The organism is Cutibacterium sp. KB22876 (genome assembly GCF_059728865.1).
Window position 1 is genome coordinate 1,172,668 of record NZ_AP040858.1, and the last position, 20,155, is coordinate 1,192,822.

General features: G+C 64.4%; 18 protein-coding genes and 1 tRNA gene. 17 read left to right on the plus strand and 2 right to left on the minus strand.

Annotated elements, in window-relative coordinates; all coding sequences use genetic code 11:
• Positions 1–17: 17 nt before the first annotated feature.
• Entirely contained in the window at positions 18–986 is a 969-nt protein-coding gene (locus tag AC6I1W_RS05385) for a 4-(cytidine 5'-diphospho)-2-C-methyl-D-erythritol kinase (protein WP_221268814.1), read from the plus strand.
• A complete protein-coding gene (locus AC6I1W_RS05390; RefSeq protein ID WP_065673640.1) occupies positions 983–1,504 on the plus strand; it encodes a MarR family winged helix-turn-helix transcriptional regulator in 522 nt (173 codons plus the stop codon). Before AC6I1W_RS05385 ends, AC6I1W_RS05390 begins: the two co-directional genes overlap by 4 nt.
• Here the strand turns inward: AC6I1W_RS05390 and AC6I1W_RS05395 are convergent.
• Positions 1,486–2,118: a TetR/AcrR family transcriptional regulator gene (locus AC6I1W_RS05395; RefSeq protein ID WP_065673639.1), complete on the minus strand. Its 633-nt coding sequence runs from the start codon at positions 2,116–2,118 to the stop codon at positions 1,486–1,488. The two genes, AC6I1W_RS05390 and AC6I1W_RS05395, sit on opposite strands and share 19 nt — an antisense overlap.
• Positions 2,119–2,248: 130 nt before the next feature.
• Here AC6I1W_RS05395 and AC6I1W_RS05400 point away from each other — a divergent pair.
• The 5 genes from AC6I1W_RS05400 (at position 2,249) to pth (ending at position 6,085) form a co-directional block, all read left to right on the plus strand.
• A tRNA-Gln gene (locus AC6I1W_RS05400) sits at positions 2,249–2,327 on the plus strand.
• A 93-nt stretch (positions 2,328–2,420) separates the two neighbouring features.
• Positions 2,421–3,719, plus strand: a complete 1,299-nt coding sequence (gene glmU, locus AC6I1W_RS05405; protein WP_117188982.1) for a bifunctional UDP-N-acetylglucosamine diphosphorylase/glucosamine-1-phosphate N-acetyltransferase GlmU — start codon at positions 2,421–2,423, stop codon at positions 3,717–3,719.
• Positions 3,716–4,684 carry a ribose-phosphate diphosphokinase gene (locus AC6I1W_RS05410; protein ID WP_117188751.1) on the plus strand — a complete coding sequence of 323 codons (969 nt, stop codon included), beginning with the start codon at positions 3,716–3,718 and terminating at the stop codon, positions 4,682–4,684. The genes glmU and AC6I1W_RS05410 overlap by 4 nt, the downstream gene beginning before the upstream one ends.
• A gap of 184 nt (positions 4,685–4,868) precedes the next feature.
• Complete coding sequence (locus tag AC6I1W_RS05415) at positions 4,869–5,486, plus strand: 50S ribosomal protein L25/general stress protein Ctc (RefSeq protein WP_065673638.1); 618 nt, start codon at positions 4,869–4,871, stop codon at positions 5,484–5,486.
• Positions 5,483–6,085 carry an aminoacyl-tRNA hydrolase gene (gene pth / locus AC6I1W_RS05420; protein ID WP_065673637.1) on the plus strand — a complete coding sequence of 201 codons (603 nt, stop codon included), beginning with the start codon at positions 5,483–5,485 and terminating at the stop codon, positions 6,083–6,085. The genes AC6I1W_RS05415 and pth overlap by 4 nt, the downstream gene beginning before the upstream one ends.
• A gap of 6 nt (positions 6,086–6,091) precedes the next feature.
• On the opposite strand, the gene AC6I1W_RS05425 is transcribed toward pth, so the two are convergent.
• A complete protein-coding gene (locus AC6I1W_RS05425; RefSeq protein WP_117188749.1) occupies positions 6,092–7,228 on the minus strand; it encodes a PrsW family intramembrane metalloprotease in 1,137 nt (378 codons plus the stop codon).
• Between the two features lie 26 nt (positions 7,229–7,254).
• Between AC6I1W_RS05425 and mfd the strand changes: the two genes are divergently transcribed.
• From mfd to AC6I1W_RS05475, 10 genes are all read left to right on the plus strand, one after another.
• On the plus strand, positions 7,255–10,911 hold the full coding sequence (mfd, locus tag AC6I1W_RS05430; protein WP_171048601.1) for a transcription-repair coupling factor: 3,657 nt from the start codon (positions 7,255–7,257) through the stop codon (positions 10,909–10,911).
• 103 nt (positions 10,912–11,014) lie between these two features.
• Complete coding sequence (locus AC6I1W_RS05435; protein ID WP_117188745.1) at positions 11,015–11,392, plus strand: hypothetical protein; 378 nt, start codon at positions 11,015–11,017, stop codon at positions 11,390–11,392.
• Positions 11,393–11,441: 49 nt separating this feature from the next.
• The gene (locus AC6I1W_RS05440) at positions 11,442–12,164 is read left to right on the plus strand and encodes an ATP-binding cassette domain-containing protein (RefSeq protein ID WP_117188980.1); all 723 of its coding nucleotides are present in this window, start codon (positions 11,442–11,444) and stop codon (positions 12,162–12,164) included.
• Positions 12,161–13,429 (plus strand): DUF7224 domain-containing protein, encoded by a 1,269-nt coding sequence (locus AC6I1W_RS05445; protein WP_117188743.1) that lies wholly within the window; start codon positions 12,161–12,163, stop codon positions 13,427–13,429. Before AC6I1W_RS05440 ends, AC6I1W_RS05445 begins: the two co-directional genes overlap by 4 nt.
• Before the next feature lie 89 nt (positions 13,430–13,518).
• Positions 13,519–14,049 carry a hypothetical protein gene (locus AC6I1W_RS05450; protein ID WP_249361243.1) on the plus strand — a complete coding sequence of 177 codons (531 nt, stop codon included), beginning with the start codon at positions 13,519–13,521 and terminating at the stop codon, positions 14,047–14,049.
• A 64-nt stretch (positions 14,050–14,113) separates the two neighbouring features.
• Entirely contained in the window at positions 14,114–14,644 is a 531-nt protein-coding gene (locus AC6I1W_RS05455; RefSeq protein ID WP_117188739.1) for a hypothetical protein, read from the plus strand.
• Between the two features lie 5 nt (positions 14,645–14,649).
• Positions 14,650–15,282: a nucleoside triphosphate pyrophosphohydrolase gene (locus AC6I1W_RS05460; protein WP_016667112.1), complete on the plus strand. Its 633-nt coding sequence runs from the start codon at positions 14,650–14,652 to the stop codon at positions 15,280–15,282.
• A gap of 259 nt (positions 15,283–15,541) precedes the next feature.
• Complete coding sequence (locus tag AC6I1W_RS05465) at positions 15,542–16,090, plus strand: hypothetical protein (RefSeq protein WP_069101761.1); 549 nt, start codon at positions 15,542–15,544, stop codon at positions 16,088–16,090.
• 70 nt (positions 16,091–16,160) lie between these two features.
• Positions 16,161–17,441: a phosphopyruvate hydratase gene (gene eno, locus AC6I1W_RS05470; protein ID WP_004810888.1), complete on the plus strand. Its 1,281-nt coding sequence runs from the start codon at positions 16,161–16,163 to the stop codon at positions 17,439–17,441.
• 133 nt (positions 17,442–17,574) lie between these two features.
• The gene (locus AC6I1W_RS05475) at positions 17,575–20,031 is read left to right on the plus strand and encodes a choice-of-anchor M domain-containing protein (RefSeq protein WP_117188735.1); all 2,457 of its coding nucleotides are present in this window, start codon (positions 17,575–17,577) and stop codon (positions 20,029–20,031) included.
• The last annotated feature ends 124 nt before the right edge of the window (positions 20,032–20,155 follow it).

A 20,155-nucleotide genomic window follows, 5' to 3' on the forward strand; every position in this document is an offset into this window, starting at 1 on the left:
GCCGGTACGGTAAGCACATGATGATGGACGATCCGTTCGACCTGCTCCGTCCCACGACCGTGACGGTGCGGGTCAGCGCCAAGGTCAATCTGGCGCTGGGGGTCGGCAGCCTTGCGCCTGACGGTTTCCACCCGCTGGCAACGGTCTTCGAGGCGATCGGGATTCACGACGAAGTGACGGTGACCCGTCGTGACGACAAACGCATCACCCTCACCGTCTCGGGAGAGGATGCCGACCAGGTTCCCACTGACGAGACCAACCTCGCCTGGCGGGCCGTGGAGATGGTGCGTGAGGAATTCGCCCTGGAGCGGGGGGAGCGCGATCATGGCGTCGATATTCACATCGACAAGTCCATTCCGGTCGCCGGAGGCATGGCAGGTGGGTCCGCTGACGCCGCCGGAGCCCTGCTCGCCGCAGCCGCCCTGTGTCGTCTTCCCGATTCTCCTGAGAGTCTGCAGCCGCTGGCCGCGCAGCTAGGCTCCGACGTGCCCTTCTGCCTCATGGGCGGGGTGGCGCTGGGCCGAGGGCGAGGGGACCGTCTGGCTCCGGTGATTTGTCGTGGCCGTCATCACTGGGTCATCGCCACCTCGAACCAGGGACTGTCCACCCCAGCCGTCTACCGACGTTTCGACGAGATGGGCGGGAACCCCGGGGGAGAGGCAGTTCCTAACGACCTCATCTCAGCCCTCACGCGGGGAGATCTCGACGCGGTCGCGGCCACCATGAGCAATGATCTTCAGGCCCCCGCTGTTGACCTGCGTCCCGAACTCGGCGAGGTGCTGGAAGTCGGGAAGGAAGCTGGAGCTCTCACCGCCCTCGTCTCGGGTTCCGGACCCACCTGCGCCTTCCTCGTGCGCGACTCCGCCGGGGCCAAGAAGGTCAGCGGGGCTGTGTCCGCCCTACCGCAGGTCAATCGCACCAGGGCGGCCCGCGGCCCGGCCTCCGGCGCTCAGGTGTTGCCGGGGCCGGTGGGGAGCTTCGCATGACGACCTCCCACCAGCACCAGGACCCGAAGGACGCCGTCGACGTCATCATCGCGGCATGGGCGAGGGAGCGACCCGACCTGCCCGTCGAGGTGATGGAGGTGTGGTCGCGCGTCACCAGGCTGGCACGTCGCCTTGATCGAGACCGGTCCAAGGCATTCTCACAATGGGACCTGGAGGGCTGGGAATTCGACGTCCTGGCAGCCCTGCGACGCTCCGGGGAGCCCTATCAGCTCAGCCCCGGACAGCTCCTCAGCGAGCTTGAGGTCGCCTCGGGGACGATGACGAATCGGATCACCAGACTGTCAGACCGTGGCCTGGTGTGTCGTCTGCCTCACCCCAAGGACGGTCGCGGGGTCATCGTCGAGCTCACCGATGCCGGACGAAATCGGGTCGACGGAGCTCTGGCAGCCTTGTTGGAATCCGAGGGACGTCTCCTCGACTCGATGGACCCGCAGGCCGTTGAGCAACTGGGCCGGGGACTGCGCGCGGTGCTGGCTCGTCAGGAAGAGCTGGACTGATCCTCTTCCCGCTCGCTGTGGCGGGTGAGACGCGGGTTTTCCGACACCCGTGTCAGCCCGTTGAAGGCCAGGTCGACGAGGTGAGCGGCGACGACTTCCTTGGCTGGTGCCCGGGTGTCGATCCAGGCCTGTCCTGCCATGCCCACCATCCCGGTGAGTGCCGGGGCATAAAGGGGTGAGAAGGAGGCGTCGAAGCCGTGACGGTTGAAGTTGTCGGCGAGAATCCCTTCCGCCCAGGAAGCGACGTCAGAAAGGATCGAGGCGTAGGAGCCGGTCGTTGATCCGACCGAGGAATCTCGGGAGATGATGCGAAATCCATCGGGGCGATCATCGATGTAGTCCAGCAGGGCCAGCACCGCGGACTCCAGGGTGCGGCGTGGTCCCTGCTTCGGGCGGGTCATCGCGGCATTGAGGGAATCCTGCAGCAGGCGCACCTCCCGATCGACGACAACGGCGTAGAGCCCGTCCTTGGACCCGAAGTGCTCGTAGACGACGGGTTTCGAAACTCCTGCGGTGGCAGCGATCTCCTCGACGGAGGTGCCCGCGACGCCGTTGTCGGCGAAGAGACGACGCGCCACGCTGATGAGCTGCTCGCGGCGCTGTCCGCTGGTCATCCGGGCCCGTGGGTGCCTGGAAGATCGGGATGCGGGCGTCGACGTCATAGCATCGAGCCTACTCAGGCCCGTTGCGTGGCCGAATCGCGGTCCATGCTCTAGGGTTGGGGGGACTCGGTTTGCCGAGCGTTCCCCGGTTGGTCTGTCGGCAGGGCCCGCCTGACTTTGAATCAGGATCAGCGACGCAGGTTCGACTCCTGCCCGGGGAGCTCATCCACCCTGTCGTACCTCCTCACGGTGCGGTGCGACCGCGTGACGGCTACAGTTGGCCCTGCATGCCGCATCCGAACTGGGAGAGCACCGTGACGTCCAGCCCGTCCACTGACCGAACCGAGATCGACGGAGTGGCCGCCGTCATCGTGCTGGCTGCTGGCGGTGGCACCCGCATGAAGTCCTCGAAGTCCAAACTGCTCCACGAGGTTGCCGGTCGACCCATGCTGTCGTGGGCCGTAGGAGCGGCACGCGGACTCGATCCAGAGCATCTCGTCGTGGTCGTCGGACATCGTCGCGATCAGGTAGAGGCCCATCTGGCTGATGACGCCCCCGACGTCACCACCGCTGTTCAGGCCGAGCAGAAAGGCACCGGCCACGCCGTCGCCTGTGGTCTCGAGGGGCTGGGCCAACTTCACGGCGAGGTCGTCGTCACCTATGGTGATGTCCCGATGCTCACCGGAGAAACCCTCCAACAGATGGTCGAGGTCCACCGCGAGCGTCGCAATCTCGTCACCGTCCTCACTGCCGAGGTCGATGATCCCACTGGCTATGGGCGCATCCTCCGCGACGGAGAGACCGTCGTCGGGATCGTCGAGCACAAGGACGCCGACGAGGCTCAGAGGGCCGTTCGAGAGATCAACTCCGGCATATACGTCTTTGACGCCGAGGCCCTGCGTGACGGCGTCTCCAAACTGTCCAGCGACAACGCTCAGGGCGAGTATTACCTCACCGACGTCGTCACCATGGCTGCCGATGGCACCGTCGAGGTTCCTGGTCGCGGTCGCGTCGGTGCCTTCCGTACTGACGACGTCTGGCAGACCGAGGGAGTCAATGACCGGGTACAGCTGGCCCGCATGAATGCCGAGGTCAACCGACGCATCGTCACCGCATGGATGCGGTCCGGGGTGACCGTTATCGATCCGTCCTCCACCTGGATCCAGCCGGATGTCGATCTCGCCAATGACGTCACCTTGCATCCAGACGTTTTCCTCAGCGGAGCCACGACGATCGCCTCCGGAGCCACCATTGGACCGGATGTCACCGTCACCGACTCCGAGATTCGGGAAGGGGCCACCGTCACCCGGTCCGAGATCACCCTCGCGGTCGTCGGTGAGGGAGTACGCGTCGGCCCGTTCTCCAACATCCGCCCCGGCTCCGTCCTCGACCGCGACGCCAAGGTCGGAGCCTTCGTCGAGACCAAGAACACTCACGTCGGAACCGAGGCTGCCATACCCCACATGGCCTACGTCGGCGATTCCGAGGTGACCGCAGGATCCTCCGTCGTTGCCGGATCCGTCCTCTCCCGGGAGTGCGCCACTCCCGCCACCGACTCGGACGTCATGTCCGACAGCCAAGACGACACCCTCAACCCGGAGGCTGACCAGTGAGTGGAACCACCCGTCCGAACAACAAGCACCTCATGATCTGCTCAGGACGGGCCTATCCCGAACTTGCCGAGCAGATCGCCGCCGAACTCGGCGTCGACCTCGTCCCCTCGCGTCAGGTCACCTACGCCAACTCCGAGATCTACGTGCAGTTCCAGGAGTCCGTGCGTGGTTGCGACGCTTTCGTCATCCAGTCCCACAGCGCCCCGGTGAACGAGGCCATGATGGAGCAGCTCATCATGATCGACGCCCTCAAGAGGGCATCGGCCAAGCGCATCACTGTGGTTTCCCCGTTCTACCCCTACGCCCGCCAGGACAAGAAGCACCTGGGCCGCGAGCCCATCTCCGCTCGCCTCATGGCCGACCTCTACCAGGTTGCCGGTGCTGACCGGATCATGTCGGTGGACCTGCACGCCGCCCAGATCCAGGGGTTCTTCGATGGGCCGGTCGATCACCTGTGGGCCTTGCCGGTGCTCGCCGACTACGTCGCCTCCAAGTACGACAACTCCGACATGGTCGTCGTCTCCCCGGATGCCGGTCGTGTGCGTCTGGCCGACATGTGGACCGACAAGATCGGTTGTCAGCTGGCCATCATCCACAAGCGCCGCGACCCGAACAAGGCCAACGAGACGACCACCCATGAGGTCGTCGGTGAGGTCGAGGGCAAGACCTGTCTACTCGTCGACGACATGGTCGACACCGCCGGCACCATGTGCCAAGCTGCCTCGGCCCTCAAGAAGCACGGTGCCAAGCGCGTCATTGCGGCCGCCACTCACCCGATCCTGTCGGATCCGGCTGCTGAGCGCATCAACAATTCCCCGATCGAGGAGCTCATCGTTACCAACACGCTCAGGATTCGTGACGACATCAACATCCCCTCGATGACGGTGTTGTCCATCGCCCCGCTCATCGCGAAGGCGATTCAGGAGGTCTTCGAGGACGGGTCGGTCACCAGCCTGTTCCGCTGACACGACAGCTCAGTCGCCCACGGCACCGCGTGTGCTGTGGGCGACTTTGCATTTGGGAAACGACGACGTCGTGCCGTACAGTGGCCTTGCTTGGCGAGGGACCGCAAGGTCCGTGATCGACTGGCCGCCCGATTGGGCATCCTCTCGTCGAGCCGTTTCACGTCAACGAGAAGGAGAAACTGCCATGGCAGACATCATTCACCTCAAGGCCGAAGAGCGTACCGAGTTCGGTAAGGGCGCTGCTCGTCGCATCCGTCGTGACGACAAGGTTCCCGCCGTCATGTATGGCCATGACCACGACCCGATCCATGTGACCCTTGAGGGCCACGCCACCCTCCTCGCGTTGCGTACCGAGAACCCGTTGCTGTCGATCGAGATTGAGGGCAAGGAGCCCGTGCTCGTCCTGCCGAAGGACGTCCAGCGTGACGTTCTCAAGGGCTTCGTCCGTCACGTCGACCTGCTGTCCGTGCGTCGTGGCGAGAAGGTCGACGTCAACGTCGCCCTGCGCATCACCGGTGAGTCGGCTCCTGGCACCATCGCCATGACCGAGTTCAACGAGATCGAGGTCGAGGCCGACCTGCTCAACATCCCGGAGCTCATCGAGATCGACGTCACCGGCCTCGAAGCCGGCACCACCATCTACCTCGGCGACGTCAAGCTGCCCGAGGGCACCACCCTCAAGGGCGACCCGGAGGCCGTCGCTGCCACCGTCGCCTTCCCGGAGACCGAGCACGCCGAGGACGAGGAGTCCGAGGGTGAGGACGCCGAGGGTGGGTCCGAGGTGAAGGCCGAGGACGAGTGAGCCCTTCCTGGCTCGTGATCGGGCTCGGCAACCCGGGCCCGCGCTATGACGGCACCCGACACAACGTCGGGGTGGACGTCATCACCGAGTTGTGCCGTCGGGCCGGCGAGAAGCTCTCGTCGGCCCGTGGGCAGCGGGCTGAACTGGCTCGCACCCGCATCGGCTCGGCTGGTCTCGGTGCCCCGGCTGCCAACGCCCAGGCCGTCACCCTGATGCGCAGCCGTACCTACATGAACGAGTCGGGTATCGCCGTCCGCAAGGTTGCGGATTTCGCAGGTATCACCCCCGACCATCTCATCGTCATCCATGACGAGATCGATCTCGACCCGGGCCGTCTGCGCCTCAAAAGCGGTGGCGGAGACAACGGACACAACGGGTTGAAGTCCATTCGCGCCCATCTCCACACCGGTGACTTCATCCGGGTGAGGGTTGGCGTCGGTCGTCCTCCGGGCCGTCAGGATCCCGCTGATTGGGTATTGGCCCGGGTTCCTGCCAAGCAGCGCGCTGACATGGACGTTCAGGTGGCCTTGGCCGCCGACGCCGTCGAGACGATCATCACCCACGGGTTGACGGCAGCCCAGAACCGTTTCAACTCCTGACTCTTCTCAATTCGCCGGATGCTGCGCCTGCGGGAGCTGCGACATGAAGGGCAACTGGCCCAACTTGTCGGGGCGTGCCCGCAACCATTCCGAGAGCTGATCACGTCGGCGCACCAACTCGGGGCCTCCCTCGCCCCTGGCGATGCGGTGCTGCGCGAGCGCGGCTTCCGTGACAGCAGTGATGGTCCGTTCCTGACTGCGCTTCGCAGCCCTGCCGTGCTTGCCCGAATCAGCGAGCACGGCGCGACGCTTGCCCGGATCCGCGATCATGTCCGCTTCGGCGGGAGTCAGCAGGCCGGCCTCGACCATGAGCGGAAGCTGGGAGCGCACTGCCTCGGACTCCTTGCGACGGTTACGAGTCGTCATGACGACAGTGCCGATGAACACCGGGACGAAGAGCACCACGTAGATGAGGACCATCGCCGTCAACTGGCCGTTGACGCCCAGCCTCATGGCACTTGCCACCAGAGTCGGACCACCGTTCCACAGACCATGCATCAGGCAGGCGACGAGATAGCCCAGAACGACCCTCCAGAATCCGCCCTTGTTGCGCCAGGCCCACACGCCGACCGCCGTCGCGGTGGTGTAGAGCGGGTGGCCGAAGACACCGAACCCGGTGCGCACCAGGGCCATGACGACGATGTCGCCCGTCCCCTCAGCGGTCGCGAAATATCCCAAGTTCTCCACGAAGGCGAAGCCCAGGGCACACACCCCGGCGTAGAAGATGTGGTCGGTGAGAGAGGTGAGTTCCAGCTTGCGCAGTCCAGTGACGAGCAGCACGAAGACTGAGGCCTTGGCGAACTCCTCGACGAGTGGCGCGACGACGGCGGCGGTGCCGAATTCGCTGGCAGGAATGGCTGCCTCGACGAGCATGGAGAAGATGACGGCTGCTGACCCTCCCCAGATCAGTGCCATCACGGTGAGACGGGCGGGTTCTGGCTCCCACTTGTCGAGCCATCGGTAGCACAGCAGGCACACGATGAGGGCAGCAGTCGACGGGATCGCGCCGACGATGAAGTATGTGGGCGATCCGGCACCGATGACGGCCACCATGAGGAGGATGGTGATCGCTCCCAGAATGGTGATGACGATCGGCAGGATTCCGCCGCGTCGAACTGGTTTGGGGGCGAGTGGGTACTGCATGGGTGGGGTGCTCACGTCGACATGCTATGGGTTGGCAAGCCCGGGGGACCAGCGCAGAACACGAAGGCAGGCACGCTGTCGGTGTTACCACGTACCCTGTCTTGGTGATTTCTGGCGGATTGACCTCCCTTCTTTCCCGCGAGCCGGTGCTCTCCCATTCCGTGGAGGACGCTCTTACCCGGCGAACCCCCACTCTCGACCTGCAAGTGGCTCCGTCTGCCCGCCCGGCCGTGGCTGCTGTGCTCAGCCAGGCGCTCACTGGTTCCGGACGGTTGCCGGTGCTGCTGGTGACGAGCACCTTCCGGGAGGCCGAGGAGTCAGTGGCCACCTTGGAGACGTGGCTCGGTCCCGATGCCGTCTGCTACTACCCGTCCTGGGAGACCCTGCCTCATGAGCGGTTGAGTCCTCGCACCGACACCGTTGGTCGACGGATGGAGGTGCTGCGCCGATTGTGCGGCACAGAAGGAGAGGTGCCGCAGGTCGTCGTCGCCCCGGTGCGATCCCTGCTTCAGCCCCAGGTGGCCGGGCTGGGCCGCATCAAGCCCGTCCGTCTGGCTGTGGGGGAGGAGCACGATCTCACCGATCTGGCGGCAGAGCTCGTCAATGCCGCCTACAGCCGGGTCGACATGGTGGAACGCCGAGGCGAATTCGCGGTACGCGGCGGCATCGTCGATGTCTTCCCGCCGGTGCTGGAGCACCCGGTTCGTATCGATTTCTTCGGTGACGAGATCGAGGAGATGACCTCCTTCGCGGTGGCCGATCAGCGATCCACCGACGAAACCCACCAGGAGCTCATCTGCGCTCCGTGTCGTGAGCTCACCCTCACCGACGAGGTCCGATCCAGGGCCAGGACCCTGTTACCGGACCACCCCGAACTGGCGGACATGCTGGAACGAATCGCCGATGGTCAGGCTGTCGAGGGGATGGAAGCCCTCATGCCAGCCCTGGTCGACGAGATGGAGCTGCTCGTCGACGTCCTTCCCGAGCACGCCATGGTCATCCTCTCGGACCCCGAGATGGTGCGCTCCCGGGCAGCAGACCTGGTCCGCACCTCCGAAGAATTCCTGGGAGCCGGGTGGGCGGCTGCCGCCGGTGGTGGCCAGGCCCCGATCGACCTGGCGGCCTCGGGATACCGCAGCCTGTCCCACGTGAGGGCCCACTGTCTCGAGCGCGGCATGGCGTGGTGGTCGATGTCCTCCTTTGCCCTGGACGCCCCTGCCACGGATGCCCTTGCCGACGACGACGTCACGACCGCCCCGCGCACCGTCAACCCGCATCTGGAGGCCGTCGAACCGTGGCGCGGAGACGTGGAGGCGGCCGTCGAGGATCTCACCACCAGACTCGGTGAGGGCTGGACGGTCGTGCTGTGTGCCGAGGGTGAGGGCATCGCCAAGCGCATGGCGGAGCTGCTCGGTGAACATCACGTCGCGGCCAAGCTGGTCGACGAGGTCGACGCCGACATCACCGAGCCATGCGTCCAGGTCGTCCGGCTGCATCAGCGTCATGGTTTCGCCGCGGATTCCCTCAAACTGTTGGTGGCTTCCACCGGAGACCTCGCTGACTCCCAGGACCCAGTCGTCAGTGGCGAGCGGCGCATGCCCCGACGCCGTCGCAATCAGATCCAGCCGCTTGAGCTCAAGTCCGGCGACCTCGTCGTCCATGAGCAGCACGGTGTGGGCCGATACGTGGAGATGGTGCAGCGCACCGTGGGTGGGGCCACCCGCGAGTATCTCGTCATCGAGTACGCCCCCTCCAAGAAGGGTCAGCCCGGCGACCGTCTCTTCGTCCCCGTCAACTCTCTGGACCAGGTGACCCGCTATGTCGGTGGTGATGCTCCCAGTCTGGACCGGATGGGTGGCGCCGACTGGCGCAAGCGCAAGTCTCGTGCCCGCAAGGCAGTCCGTGAGATCGCCGCTGAACTCATCAAGCTCTATGCCGCCCGGCAGGCCACCAAGGGCCACGCCTTCGGCCCCGACACCGCCTGGCAGCGGGAGCTGGAGGACGCCTTCGCCTACGTCGAGACCCCTGATCAGCTCACCACCATCGCCGACGTCAAGCACGACATGGAACAGGTCGTCCCGATGGACCGTCTGGTCTGTGGCGACGTCGGTTACGGCAAGACCGAGATCGCAGTGAGAGCCGCTTTCAAGGCCGTTCAGGACGGCAAACAGGTGGCCGTGCTGGTGCCAACCACCCTTTTGGTGCAGCAGCACTTCCAGACGTTTACCGAGCGTTACGCCGGGTTCCCGGTCAAGGTCGCGGCTTTGTCCCGATTCCAGACCGACGCCGAGACCCGCGAGACCCTGGATGGCCTCAAGCGCGGCACGGTTGACGTCGTGGTTGGTACCCACCGCTTGCTCGCCAAGGAGGTTGAGTTCAAGGACCTCGGACTGGTCATCGTCGACGAGGAGCAGCGCTTCGGCGTCGAACACAAGGAAGCCCTCAAGCGCATGAGGGTCAACGTCGACGTCCTGGCGATGAGCGCCACCCCGATCCCGCGCACCTTGGAAATGGCCGTGACGGGCATCCGAGAAATGAGCACGATCGCCACGCCGCCGGAGGAACGTCACCCCGTCCTCACTTTCGCCGGCCCCTACGACGAGGGTCAGGTGGTCGCTGCCATCCGTCGCGAGTTGGCTCGCGAGGGTCAGGTTTTCTACATCCACAACCGAGTGCAGTCCATCGAGAAGACGGCCGCCAAGCTGCGCGAACTCGTGCCGGAGGCGCGAATCGTCACCGCCCACGGCCAGATGAACGAGAAGCAACTCGAACAGATCATGGTGGACTTCTGGGAGCGCCGCGCGGACGTGCTGGTCTGCACCACCATCGTCGAGTCGGGTATCGACATCTCCACGGCCAACACCCTGCTCATCGATCGCGCCGACCGTATGGGCCTGTCTCAGCTGCACCAGTTGCGCGGTCGTGTCGGTCGCTCCCGGGAGCGCGGCTACGCCTACTTCCTCTACCCGGCTGACAAGCCGCTCTCCCAGACCGCCCACGATCGATTGGCGACGATGGCCGCCCACACCGACCTGGGAGCCGGCATGGCCATCGCCATGAAGGATCTGGAGATCCGCGGTGCCGGAAACTTGCTGGGTGGCGAGCAGTCCGGTCACATCGCCGACGTCGGATTCGACCTCTACATCCGTCTGGTGGGTGACGCCGTCGCAGAGTTCCGTGGTGATGCCAGCGCCGCCGACGAACCCGAAATGCGCATCGAACTCCCGGTCGACGCCAACCTGCCCGTCGAGTACGTCGAGACCGAGAGGCTCCGCCTGGAGATGTACAAGAGGTTGGCCGAGGTGCGCAGCGACGAGGAGGTCGACGCCATCGCCGCCGAGCTCGTCGATCGCTACGGTCCGATGCCCGAGCCGGTACAGGCCCTCCTCGGGGTGGCTCGGTTCCGTCTCATGTGTCGCAGGGCAGGTATCCACGAGGTGGTCCCGTCGGGACGCAACATCCGGTTTTCCCCGGTCCATTTGCCGGAGTCGCGCGTGATGCGACTCAAGAGGCTGTATCCGGGGTCAGTGGTCAAGGAGACGGCTGGGCTTGTCATGGTTCCCAAACCGACTACCGCGCGGATCGGGGGGCAGTCTCTGGCAGGTCAGGAACTGCTCGATTGGGCTACCGGTCTCGTGGCCGGGGTGTTGGACACCAAAGACGGGGCTGTGCCACGTTCTTGACCAGTCGAGTTAGGGTATGCTGACATCGGAACACAAGATAAGTCCATGGTTTTCTCGAGGTTGAGATGATATAGAGATTATGCAGAATAAAATTGGACGAGTCATGTCTGCGGCTGTGATCGCCGGATGCGACTTGGGGTCGATTTCTGTGCCAGCGTTTGCTGAAGGTAGTTTCAAATCGCATCTCAGTAGCGTCAGAGTGGGGTTTGAAACGCGGTCTTGGCACGACAATGCAAACGATAATGCTAAAACGATTGTCTGGCACAATGGTAAGTGTTCCGCGAAATCCATCACTTGGGGCTTGCATGAGGATAGGTGGGTTCTTCCAGATATTGCAAGAGGGAATAAGGCGCTGCTGTGCAAGTATTCAGCTACTCACACGGGTTGGGGAATACAGCCTGCTGGTGACTATCACCTGACGGTGGAGGGGATTGATGGCGGCTCAGTGGTGTCGCTCCCCTCGATGACGATCAGCTATTGATGTTTCACGAGTGCTGAGTGCCATGAAACGCGCACTGCTGGAATCTGAAGTGACGATCGAAGGAGTTTATTTTTCCTATGGTCGACACGGTGAGATTTTCCATGGGTTCGACTGTGAGCTTCATAGCGGGAAAACTGTCCTTCTGGGTCCTAATGGTGCTGGGAAGTCGACGTTGTTTCGAATCATGGCAGGAATCCTTAAACCGTCTGCTGGACGGGTAATCCTGCCTGATTCCCCAGGACCCGTGTCGCCCTCACGGTCACAGGTCGCACTCATGCCCCAGGATGTACCACCGATACCCGGGCTCCGTGTCGATGAACAGGTGGCCTATTCCGGCTGGCTAGCGGGCCTGTCGCGTCGAGATGCGCAGAGTCGAGCCGTGGAGGTACTGGCAGCAGTCAATCTCTCTGACAAGGCGTCCTCGCGGGCCTCGCGCCTGTCAGGAGGACAGCTACGCCGTGTCGGTCTTGCTCAAGCTTTGGTGGTGAACCCGCAGGTTCTCCTGCTGGACGAGCCAACCGCAGGTCTCGACCCAGCCCAACGCCATTCCTTCCGAGAGGTTCTCAAGTCGGTGCCATCTGGAGACCAAGTCGTCGTCGTGTCAACCCATCTGGTCGATGACATCGAGGACCTTTACGACCGTGTGGTCGTCATGAATGAGGGTTGCGTCATCTTCGCAGGAACGCCCGATGAGTTCATCAATCTTTCGGAACCGGGTCCCAATCGCGCCGAACGCTCCTACCTTGGCCTCGTCGGATCGGAGCGGGCATGACCTGGTTGACGCGCATCCGGATCTCACCAGGCATCTGGTTGGCACCGGTCATGGCTCTCACCTCCATGACATACTTCGACGCTCCGGCCGCCCAGGGATACGCCCTCGCATCAGCCACCCGCGACGCCTACAGTCTTCTGCTTGTCGCTGCGCTCTCATGTGCTGCCGGCGCCTGGGAAGGTCATCGACTCCAAACGGGTGGGGTGCTATCCGGAGTAGCGCGTCGGTCTCGGTTCGCGATCATGGCAGCCCCATGGGCCTCTGCGGTGGTTGTTCCCACCGTCTTGGACGTAGTGATCTTCATCCGTGACGGGGCGTTCACCAGCATTGACGCCGTGCCCGTCATCGTGACGACCGTCGGCACTGTGTGGGTGTGGGCCTTGGCTGGAATGGCGGTCGGAGTCGCTGTGCGTCCCGCACTGTCGGTGCCGCTCAGTCTCACGGTTCCGGTCTTGTGGCTCATCATGCTTCCAGCCAGCGAAACCTTGTGGCTGCGACATTTGACCGGAGGCTGGCCCTCATGTTGCGGCGTCAACAGCACGCTGTCGTGGCGTGCCATTTTAGCGACGTGGACGGTGCTCGCCAGCGTGCTGGCGGCAAGTCTCCTCGTGTTGTGGACACGTGGTCGTGCCGTGGGTCCCGGTCCTCGTATGGTCGCCGGATTAGTGGCCGTTCTGGTCGCGAGTGGCCTGGTGGGTGGTGCCAGCATGGTTCGGGGGATGGGCCCCGATCCCATCGCGCCGCGAACCCATGGTTTGCACTGTGACGTGGTGGCCAAGGTAAAGGTCTGTGTGTGGCCCGAACATGAGCCTGCCGCGGCTAGGTTCAAGACCGTTGTGGCCACAGTGGTTCCGGTCTGGCGTCAGGCAGGCGTTACACTGCCCGAGGTCATCACCGAGGTCAGCCCCCCGGATTCCGCATCATCGCGTTCGCGTGATGGCCGAGACGCGTACATCTATCTTGGGCAACCATCCCCAGCTCCGGACGACCTGCTGGGGGCCTTGACGAGTGATCTTGCCACGGCACCATGTCTGGAACGGGAGAACGCCGAGATCCCGGCGTGGGCTACGGCCGACCAAGGGCGTTACCGAGCGTGGCTGCAGCTGTCGGGTGCACGGGCCTTGGGTCTATCGGAGAAGGACGTGAGGGATGGGAACATTCCCACAGACCAGTGGCACTGGGCGCAGAAAGTCCTTACGCAGCCTGCTGCCCAGCAGACGAAGGCGGTGAACATTGTTGCCACTAGGCTGTCCTCGTGCCGGTGAAGGTGGTTGGGCCAGTTCGGCGGTGAGGTGCCATGATTTGGTGGTGTAAAAACCGCGGCGTCGCAGTTGTGCTGGCGTGCTCGGTCAGTATGGCAGTCTTGGTGGTCCTCACCGGAAATTCGATTCGCGATATTCCGGTCATCTTCGGAGGGGTCGCACTGCGGGCACCACTGGTGTTCTTCGGGTCCCTTGTCGTCATTGTGGCTCACGGCTGGTCGGTGGCCAGGAATCCGGTCGAGTTGGAGTTGAGATCTCGGCGTCCGGTGCGTTGGGCTGATGTTGGGCTTATGGTTGCCGCAGCCCTGCCTCTGCTGGCCACCATCGTGTGTCCCGGCCTTATCGAGGTGGGTTTGGTGATCTTGCGCAATACCGTGATCGGTATGGGACTGACCCTCCTGTGTGCGCGTTTCATGTCGCGGGGGCTTGCCTCGATGCCTGCTGTGGGTATGTTCCTGATCGGAGTGCTAACGGGACGCGGATACGGCCACGAAGCGTGGTGGAACTGGGTTGTCAGCTCTAGCGCGAGTCCGGTGGGAGCGGCGTGGTTCCTCGGGTCCGTCATCGCCGGGTCGGCTGCCACACTCACGGGTCGGGCGCGGAAGCCGAGAGTCTCGTCGTAGGATGCTGCTGACAGGCTTCTTCGCCGTGCCGAGGGCGCGGCACCGAGTTCAGGAGGGTTGCCCCATGGCATTGTCGCGTCCCATGCCGATCCGCATGGTCGCTGTCGCAGTGACCGGATTCCTCGGTATAGCAGGGTTGTCCGGGTGCGCGAGCTCCCCCAACACCGCGGCCACGGTGGGGGGCACAACGGTGTCGATGAAGTCGATCGATGAGGCAGCGGATCACTGCTCGAAGTACATCAATCCCAGCACGGAGCTCACCCCTCGCCAGGTCATCTCCTCGACGGTCATTCGTGGTGCCGTCGCCCAGGAGGTCCTGGACAACCGCGGGGAGAAACTCTCCAATGCCCAGCGCGACCAGGTCATCGCCCGCAATGGCATGACGGCACTCACCTCCGACCCGGTCTGCCATGCGATGGTCCGTGACTTCGCAGGCCTGTTCCATCTGTTCGACCGCGAGGGTGAGAAGAAGGCCATGGCCGACCTGGCCGCGGTCGAGGTCAAGACGAATCCGCGGTTGGGCACCTGGGACGCCAAGAACCTTGCGGTCCACGGGAGTTCCTCGCTGTCGGACCCCTTCACCTCTCGCTCCTGATCCTGATGGCGTCGGACGACTCCCGACCGAGGGCTGATTTCTCCGACCTCGTCGCCGTCATGGCGAGGTTGCGCGACGAGTGCCCGTGGGATCGCAGCCAGACCCATCGCTCCCTCGTGACCTATTTGGTCGAGGAGACCGGAGAGGTCGTCGATGCCATTGAGGCCGGCACTGACGACGACCTCGTCGAGGAATTGGGCGACCTATTGCTCCAGGTGGTCTTTCACGCGCGCATCGCGGAGGAGGAGGGCGTCTTCAACATTGACGAGGTCGTCGGTGGGATCGTTGCCAAACTCGTGACCCGTCATCCTTATGTCTTCTCGGACGAGGACGTTCCCGAGGACCTCGACGCCGCATGGGAGGCGCGCAAGGCAGCGGCCAAGGGACGCACCTCCAGCCTCGATGGCATCGCGCACTCGCTGTCGAGCGTGGCCCGCAGCGCCAAGGTCATCTCACGGGCTCGCAACCGTGGCGTGGACGTCGAACTGCCTGAGGAACCCATCACCGCCGAGCAGACCGGAGATGAACTCCTGACCCTCATCGCCCGTGCCCAGGCTAGCGGCGTCGACGCTGACCAAGCTCTGCGCGACCAGTTGCGCAGGCTAGAGAGCGACATCCGGGACGCCGAGGGACACTGAACCATACGCAGTATTACCTGAGGGGAATTCCTTTGTGATGAGGAGAGGAGACCTCGATGGATCCGTGCAGCCTCCGCCCATCGAGGACCAGACGATCGTCGTGAGTATCGACGCCGCCCCCGAGATTACCTACACAATCGACATCGATCGACATCGCCAGGAAGGCCACCAAGACCTGATGGTCTCTTTCCGCCGAGCCTCACGTGGTGTTGAGGTTCCAACATCACTACCGTTGACCGAGAAACGGAAGAGGTGAACGATGCGACGAACCCTGACAACGATGCTCGTCGCCGTCGTCACCATGTCTGCACTGACCGGATGCAAGGGCAGCGACAATGACCCCGCTGGTCTGACCGAGGTCTCGGACGTGCCGGAAGCTCCTGCATCTACGGTGTCCCCGATCTCCTCGGGGCGAAAACCAACTCCGGAGGAGATCAATCCGAACGCCGATGCGGCGGCAACACCGCGCAGGGGAGGCATGAACAGATACCTGCCTGGCCTGACTGGGATCGTCAGTGATCGCGTCGTCACCGGGAACACCTCCCAGGCCATCACCGTCAAGGCCGGAACCGTCACCGACTACTACTTCCTGTGCGACACCACTGACGCTCAAATCACGGTGACCGAGAACGACGACTCGGCCAAGTCCACCTCGTGTCATGAGGGCTATGCCCATCTCAGCTACGGCAAGCGGACACAGAACGAGAAGATCGACCTGCTGATCGAGGCTCCTGCCGACGTCACCTACGAATTCGTCATCACCGAAAACCCTCTGACGGCCACGACGACAAGTGACGGGGCGCCCTGAAATACCGCTGGTTGGCAGGCTTCGATACGCTTTGGGGTGGACGCAAAGATCCTCTCTGAAAGGTTGGTCCATGGCAACCATCGAATTCATCGAAGCCCGTGAGATCCTCGACTCCCGCGGCAACCCGACCGTTGAGGTCGAGATGATCCTCGACGACGGCACCGAGGCCCGCGCTGCGGTTCCCTCCGGCGCGTCGACCGGTCAGTTCGAGGCCGTTGAGCTGCGCGACGGTGACAAGGAGCGCTACTCCGGCAAGGGCGTTCTCAAGGCTGTTGAGAACGTCAACGAGAAGATCGCCGAGGAGGTGCTCGGCTGCGACGCCAGCGAGCAGCGCATCATCGACCAGATCATGATCGAGCTCGACGGCTCTGACAACAAGGGCGAGCTGGGCGCCAACGCCATCCTCGGTGTCTCCCTGGCCGCCGCTCACGCTGCCGCTGACTCGGCCGACCTTCCTCTCTACCAGTACCTGGGCGGACCGAACTCCCACGTGCTCCCCGTTCCGATGATGAACATCCTCAACGGTGGCGCTCACGCCGACTCCGACGTCGACATCCAGGAGTTCATGATCGCTCCGATCGGCGCTGAGTCCTTCAAGCAGGCTTACGAGTGGGGCGCTGCCGTCTACCACTCCCTCAAGAAGGTCCTCAAGGACAAGGGTCTTGCCACCGGCCTGGGAGACGAGGGCGGCTTCGCCCCGAACCTGCCCAGCAACGCCGCTGCCCTGGACCTCATCCTCGACGCCATCAAGGCTGCCGGCTTCGAGCCCGGCAAGGACGTCGCCCTCGCTCTCGACGTCGCTGCTTCCGAGTTCTTCGAGGACGGCAAGTACAGCTTCGAGGGTCAGGCCAAGTCCTCCGCCGAGATGATCGAGTACTACGAGGGTCTCGTCGCCAAGTACCCGCTGGTCTCCATCGAGGATCCGCTGGACGAGGAGGACTGGGACGGCTGGGCCGAGTTCACCAAGAAGCTCGGCGACAAGATCCAGATCGTCGGCGACGACCTGTTCGTCACCAATCCGAAGCGCCTCGCCAAGGGCATCGAGACCAAGGCCGCCAACGCCCTGCTCGTCAAGGTCAACCAGATCGGCTCCCTCTCGGAGACCATCGACGCCGTCGAGCTGGCCCACCGTAACGGCTACCGCTGCATGATGTCGCACCGTTCCGGTGAGACCGAGGACACCACCATCGCCGATCTTGCCGTCGCCCTGTCGACCGGCCAGATCAAGTCCGGTGCCCCGGCCCGTGGCGAGCGCATCGCCAAGTACAACCAGTTGCTGCGCATCGAGGAGGAGCTGGGCGACTCCGCTGAGTACGCCGGCGCTTCTGCCTTCCCGCGTTTCAACGCCTGAGATCGACTGACGACGGCTCGGCCCGGCCCCCACGGGGCCGGGCCGAGCCATGTCTTGACCGGGCCAGCCACCGAAGACGCAAACGAGAATCATTCTAGGGTATCCTGTACGGGCTCACTAGGAAGGAGCTCTGATGCACCCCACTCGCACCCTCGGAGCGCTGTCGGCGGCCTTGGCCGCTGCGGTTCTCTTCGCCGGGGCACCCGCCGGTCATGCCGGACCCGACGACGGCAAGGTTGTCATGACCGAGGCCCACGTTGACGCCCCCAAGACGTACTGGGAGGACGGCCATTTCGTCCTCAAGAACGAGGCGCACATGAAGGCGGTCCCGCTCGACGGCACTGTCAACTGGATCGGCCGTGGCTACAGCACCCTGTTGCGCCCCGAGCAGAAGTTCATGTTCACCGTTCCCGATGACCCGGCCTTCGCGCCCTTGTCCGACCACGGCCGACGCTGGTACGCCGCCCCCCACATCGCCGGTGACCACAACACCCCGATCTGGGCCGGATTCGGCGCTGACGACAAGATTCCGGCCGACACCTTCCGTGACGGGTCCTTCTCGCTCGATGTCGTTGGGTTCTCCGGGCCCGGACGGATGGAGGCCTTCAACGCCTGGGACCACTCGTTGAATCGCCTGCTGTCGAGCCACGACCCCAGCTACCGGTCCGCCTACCTCACGCCTGGCAACCACACGCACAACGTCACCGCCTTCACCAAGCCCGGTCGCTACGTCGTCGACTACCGGACGACCGCTCGAGGTAAGGACGGACGTCTCATCGTCTCGAAGACCTCGACCCTGGTGTGGCAGGTCGGCGGTACTCGCCCGGCCGACAAGGCGACGACGCCGCTCGAGGACCGCTTCGCAGCAGCGCACTCGGGCAGGTCGAACACTCCGTACACATTCACGATGAAGCCGCACACCGGCCGTGACAAGCCCGCCGACGACCAGCTCACCGACCTCGTCTTTGACGCCGGTGACGCCGCCGCCGAGGGCACGGTGACCTTCTTCCTCGACGGGTTCCATCTGGCCGAGGTGCCGGTCCACGGAGGACGTGCCACCTGGAGCGAGATGATCGGTTCGGGAACCTCCAAGTTCCAGGCGGTCTTCGTGCCGGCCGCAGGGTCCACTGCTCCGCGGTGGGCCTCCAGCCAGCTCGCCTACCAGTTTGGTCAGAAATCCGCCTCGACGACGTCGGCCACGGGCCTGGATGCTCTGCCGACGCCCCACTCCCAGGATCCGGCGCCAGCCTTCGACCTCAAGGAGTACATGCCGACCAAGGCGGTGAAGTGGAGTGTCGACGTCACTCCCGGCAAGCCTGACGAGGACGGCGACAAGCCCTTCGTCACCCGGATCAAGCTCTCTGACCCCCGGTACCGGGCGAATATCGACGGCGGCTACTACGACGCGCCGGACGCGAAGTACTCGACCTGTCAGGTGTACGGGGTGGCCGACGAGCACGGCGAGTTGACGGTCTCGAACGATGGTGACGTCTGTGGCGGTTACTACCTCAAGTTCAAGATCGCTCCCCACGCCCTCGTCAAGGCCCCTGGAGGATCGATCGACGTCACCGTGCCGTTGCCGAAGGACTCGTTGACTCTGCATCGCAACGGTGAGCTCCACATGAGTGATGCGGGGGCGACCGCGGCTCCCACCGCGGCTTCCACGTCGGCCCCGACCGTGACCCCGACTCCGAGCCTTACTCCGGCTCCGGCACCCTCTGCGTCCACTTCTGCGTCCTCCTCGGTGCTCACCGCGCCGGTCCTGCTCGAGCATGGGCACGTCGACCTCAAGGCGACCTTTGACGGTGGTCGGCTTGGGGCGGTCGTGGGTGATGACACCCTCAGCCACGCCAAGCAGTCGGTGGACCGGTCCATCGGTTCGGTCGCCCTGGCGGTGCCCGACTCGGCTCGTCGACGCCGTCCGACGGCCGGGTTCATGGCCGACCCACGGTTCGACTTCCTCGGCAAGAAGGGCGGCCTCGTCCACATGCTGCCGCAGGTCAATGACAACGTCCACGTGTGGCCCGGGTGGTCGACGAACGCCTTGGCCGGCACCGGGGCGGGACCGGCGACCCTCAAGCTCGAGCCTGCCGTGCTTCCGGCCGGGGGTGCCTACGACGTCTTCACGGCCGATTCGCTGACCGGAAGTCTTGACCACCTCATCGATTCGCGGCACGGTCGAGTGTCCATGACGATCCCGGAACCGACCCACGCGCACGCCTCATGGGCGTTCAGCAAGCCGGGTGCCTACCTGCTCAAGGCGAGCTACACCAGCCGTGTGGGAGGCCACGAGGTCTCCAGTCGGCCCGAGTGCCTCACCTTCCTCGTGGGTGACGAGGCCATCGCCGCCCACCGCGCTGGTCGGACGCCGTCGTGCCCGGCGACTACCTCGCCTGGGCCGAGCGCGTCCAGTCCGGTCTCGCCCTCGGCTCCGTCCGTGACGGCCACGCATCCGGCCCCTGTGTCGTCTGCGACGCACTCTTCGGTTCCTGTGTCGTCCGTGACGGCGGCCGACCGGCCGATGGCCCCGACGAGTGCGCAGGGTGCGACTCACGGCATGCGTCTCGCACTTCCCCGCACTGGGGTCTGAGAGAACGCCGCACCTGTCGCAGCGGACCGCCCCGCCCCGTGAGGACACCTCCTCGGGGCGGGGGCGGTTGGTTGTCGCCCGTATCGGCTGGTGTGCGTCATGATGGAGGCGATGGCGGGCCTTC

Coding starts and splice junctions, on each gene's coding strand:
- AC6I1W_RS05385 (WP_221268814.1), top strand. CDS start 18: ATGATGATGGACGATCCGTTCGACCTGCTCCGTCCCACGACCGTGACG.
- AC6I1W_RS05390 (WP_065673640.1), top strand. CDS start 983: ATGACGACCTCCCACCAGCACCAGGACCCGAAGGACGCCGTCGACGTC.
- AC6I1W_RS05395 (WP_065673639.1), bottom strand. CDS start 2,118: ATGACCAGCGGACAGCGCCGCGAGCAGCTCATCAGCGTGGCGCGTCGT.
- AC6I1W_RS05415 (WP_065673638.1), top strand. CDS start 4,869: ATGGCAGACATCATTCACCTCAAGGCCGAAGAGCGTACCGAGTTCGGT.
- AC6I1W_RS05425 (WP_117188749.1), bottom strand. CDS start 7,228: ATGCAGTACCCACTCGCCCCCAAACCAGTTCGACGCGGCGGAATCCTG.
- mfd (WP_171048601.1), top strand. CDS start 7,255: ATGGGTTGGCAAGCCCGGGGGACCAGCGCAGAACACGAAGGCAGGCAC.
- AC6I1W_RS05435 (WP_117188745.1), top strand. CDS start 11,015: ATGTCTGCGGCTGTGATCGCCGGATGCGACTTGGGGTCGATTTCTGTG.
- AC6I1W_RS05445 (WP_117188743.1), top strand. CDS start 12,161: ATGACCTGGTTGACGCGCATCCGGATCTCACCAGGCATCTGGTTGGCA.
- AC6I1W_RS05450 (WP_249361243.1), top strand. CDS start 13,519: ATGGCAGTCTTGGTGGTCCTCACCGGAAATTCGATTCGCGATATTCCG.
- AC6I1W_RS05455 (WP_117188739.1), top strand. CDS start 14,114: ATGGCATTGTCGCGTCCCATGCCGATCCGCATGGTCGCTGTCGCAGTG.
- AC6I1W_RS05460 (WP_016667112.1), top strand. CDS start 14,650: ATGGCGTCGGACGACTCCCGACCGAGGGCTGATTTCTCCGACCTCGTC.
- AC6I1W_RS05465 (WP_069101761.1), top strand. CDS start 15,542: ATGCGACGAACCCTGACAACGATGCTCGTCGCCGTCGTCACCATGTCT.
- eno (WP_004810888.1), top strand. CDS start 16,161: ATGGCAACCATCGAATTCATCGAAGCCCGTGAGATCCTCGACTCCCGC.
- AC6I1W_RS05475 (WP_117188735.1), top strand. CDS start 17,575: ATGCACCCCACTCGCACCCTCGGAGCGCTGTCGGCGGCCTTGGCCGCT.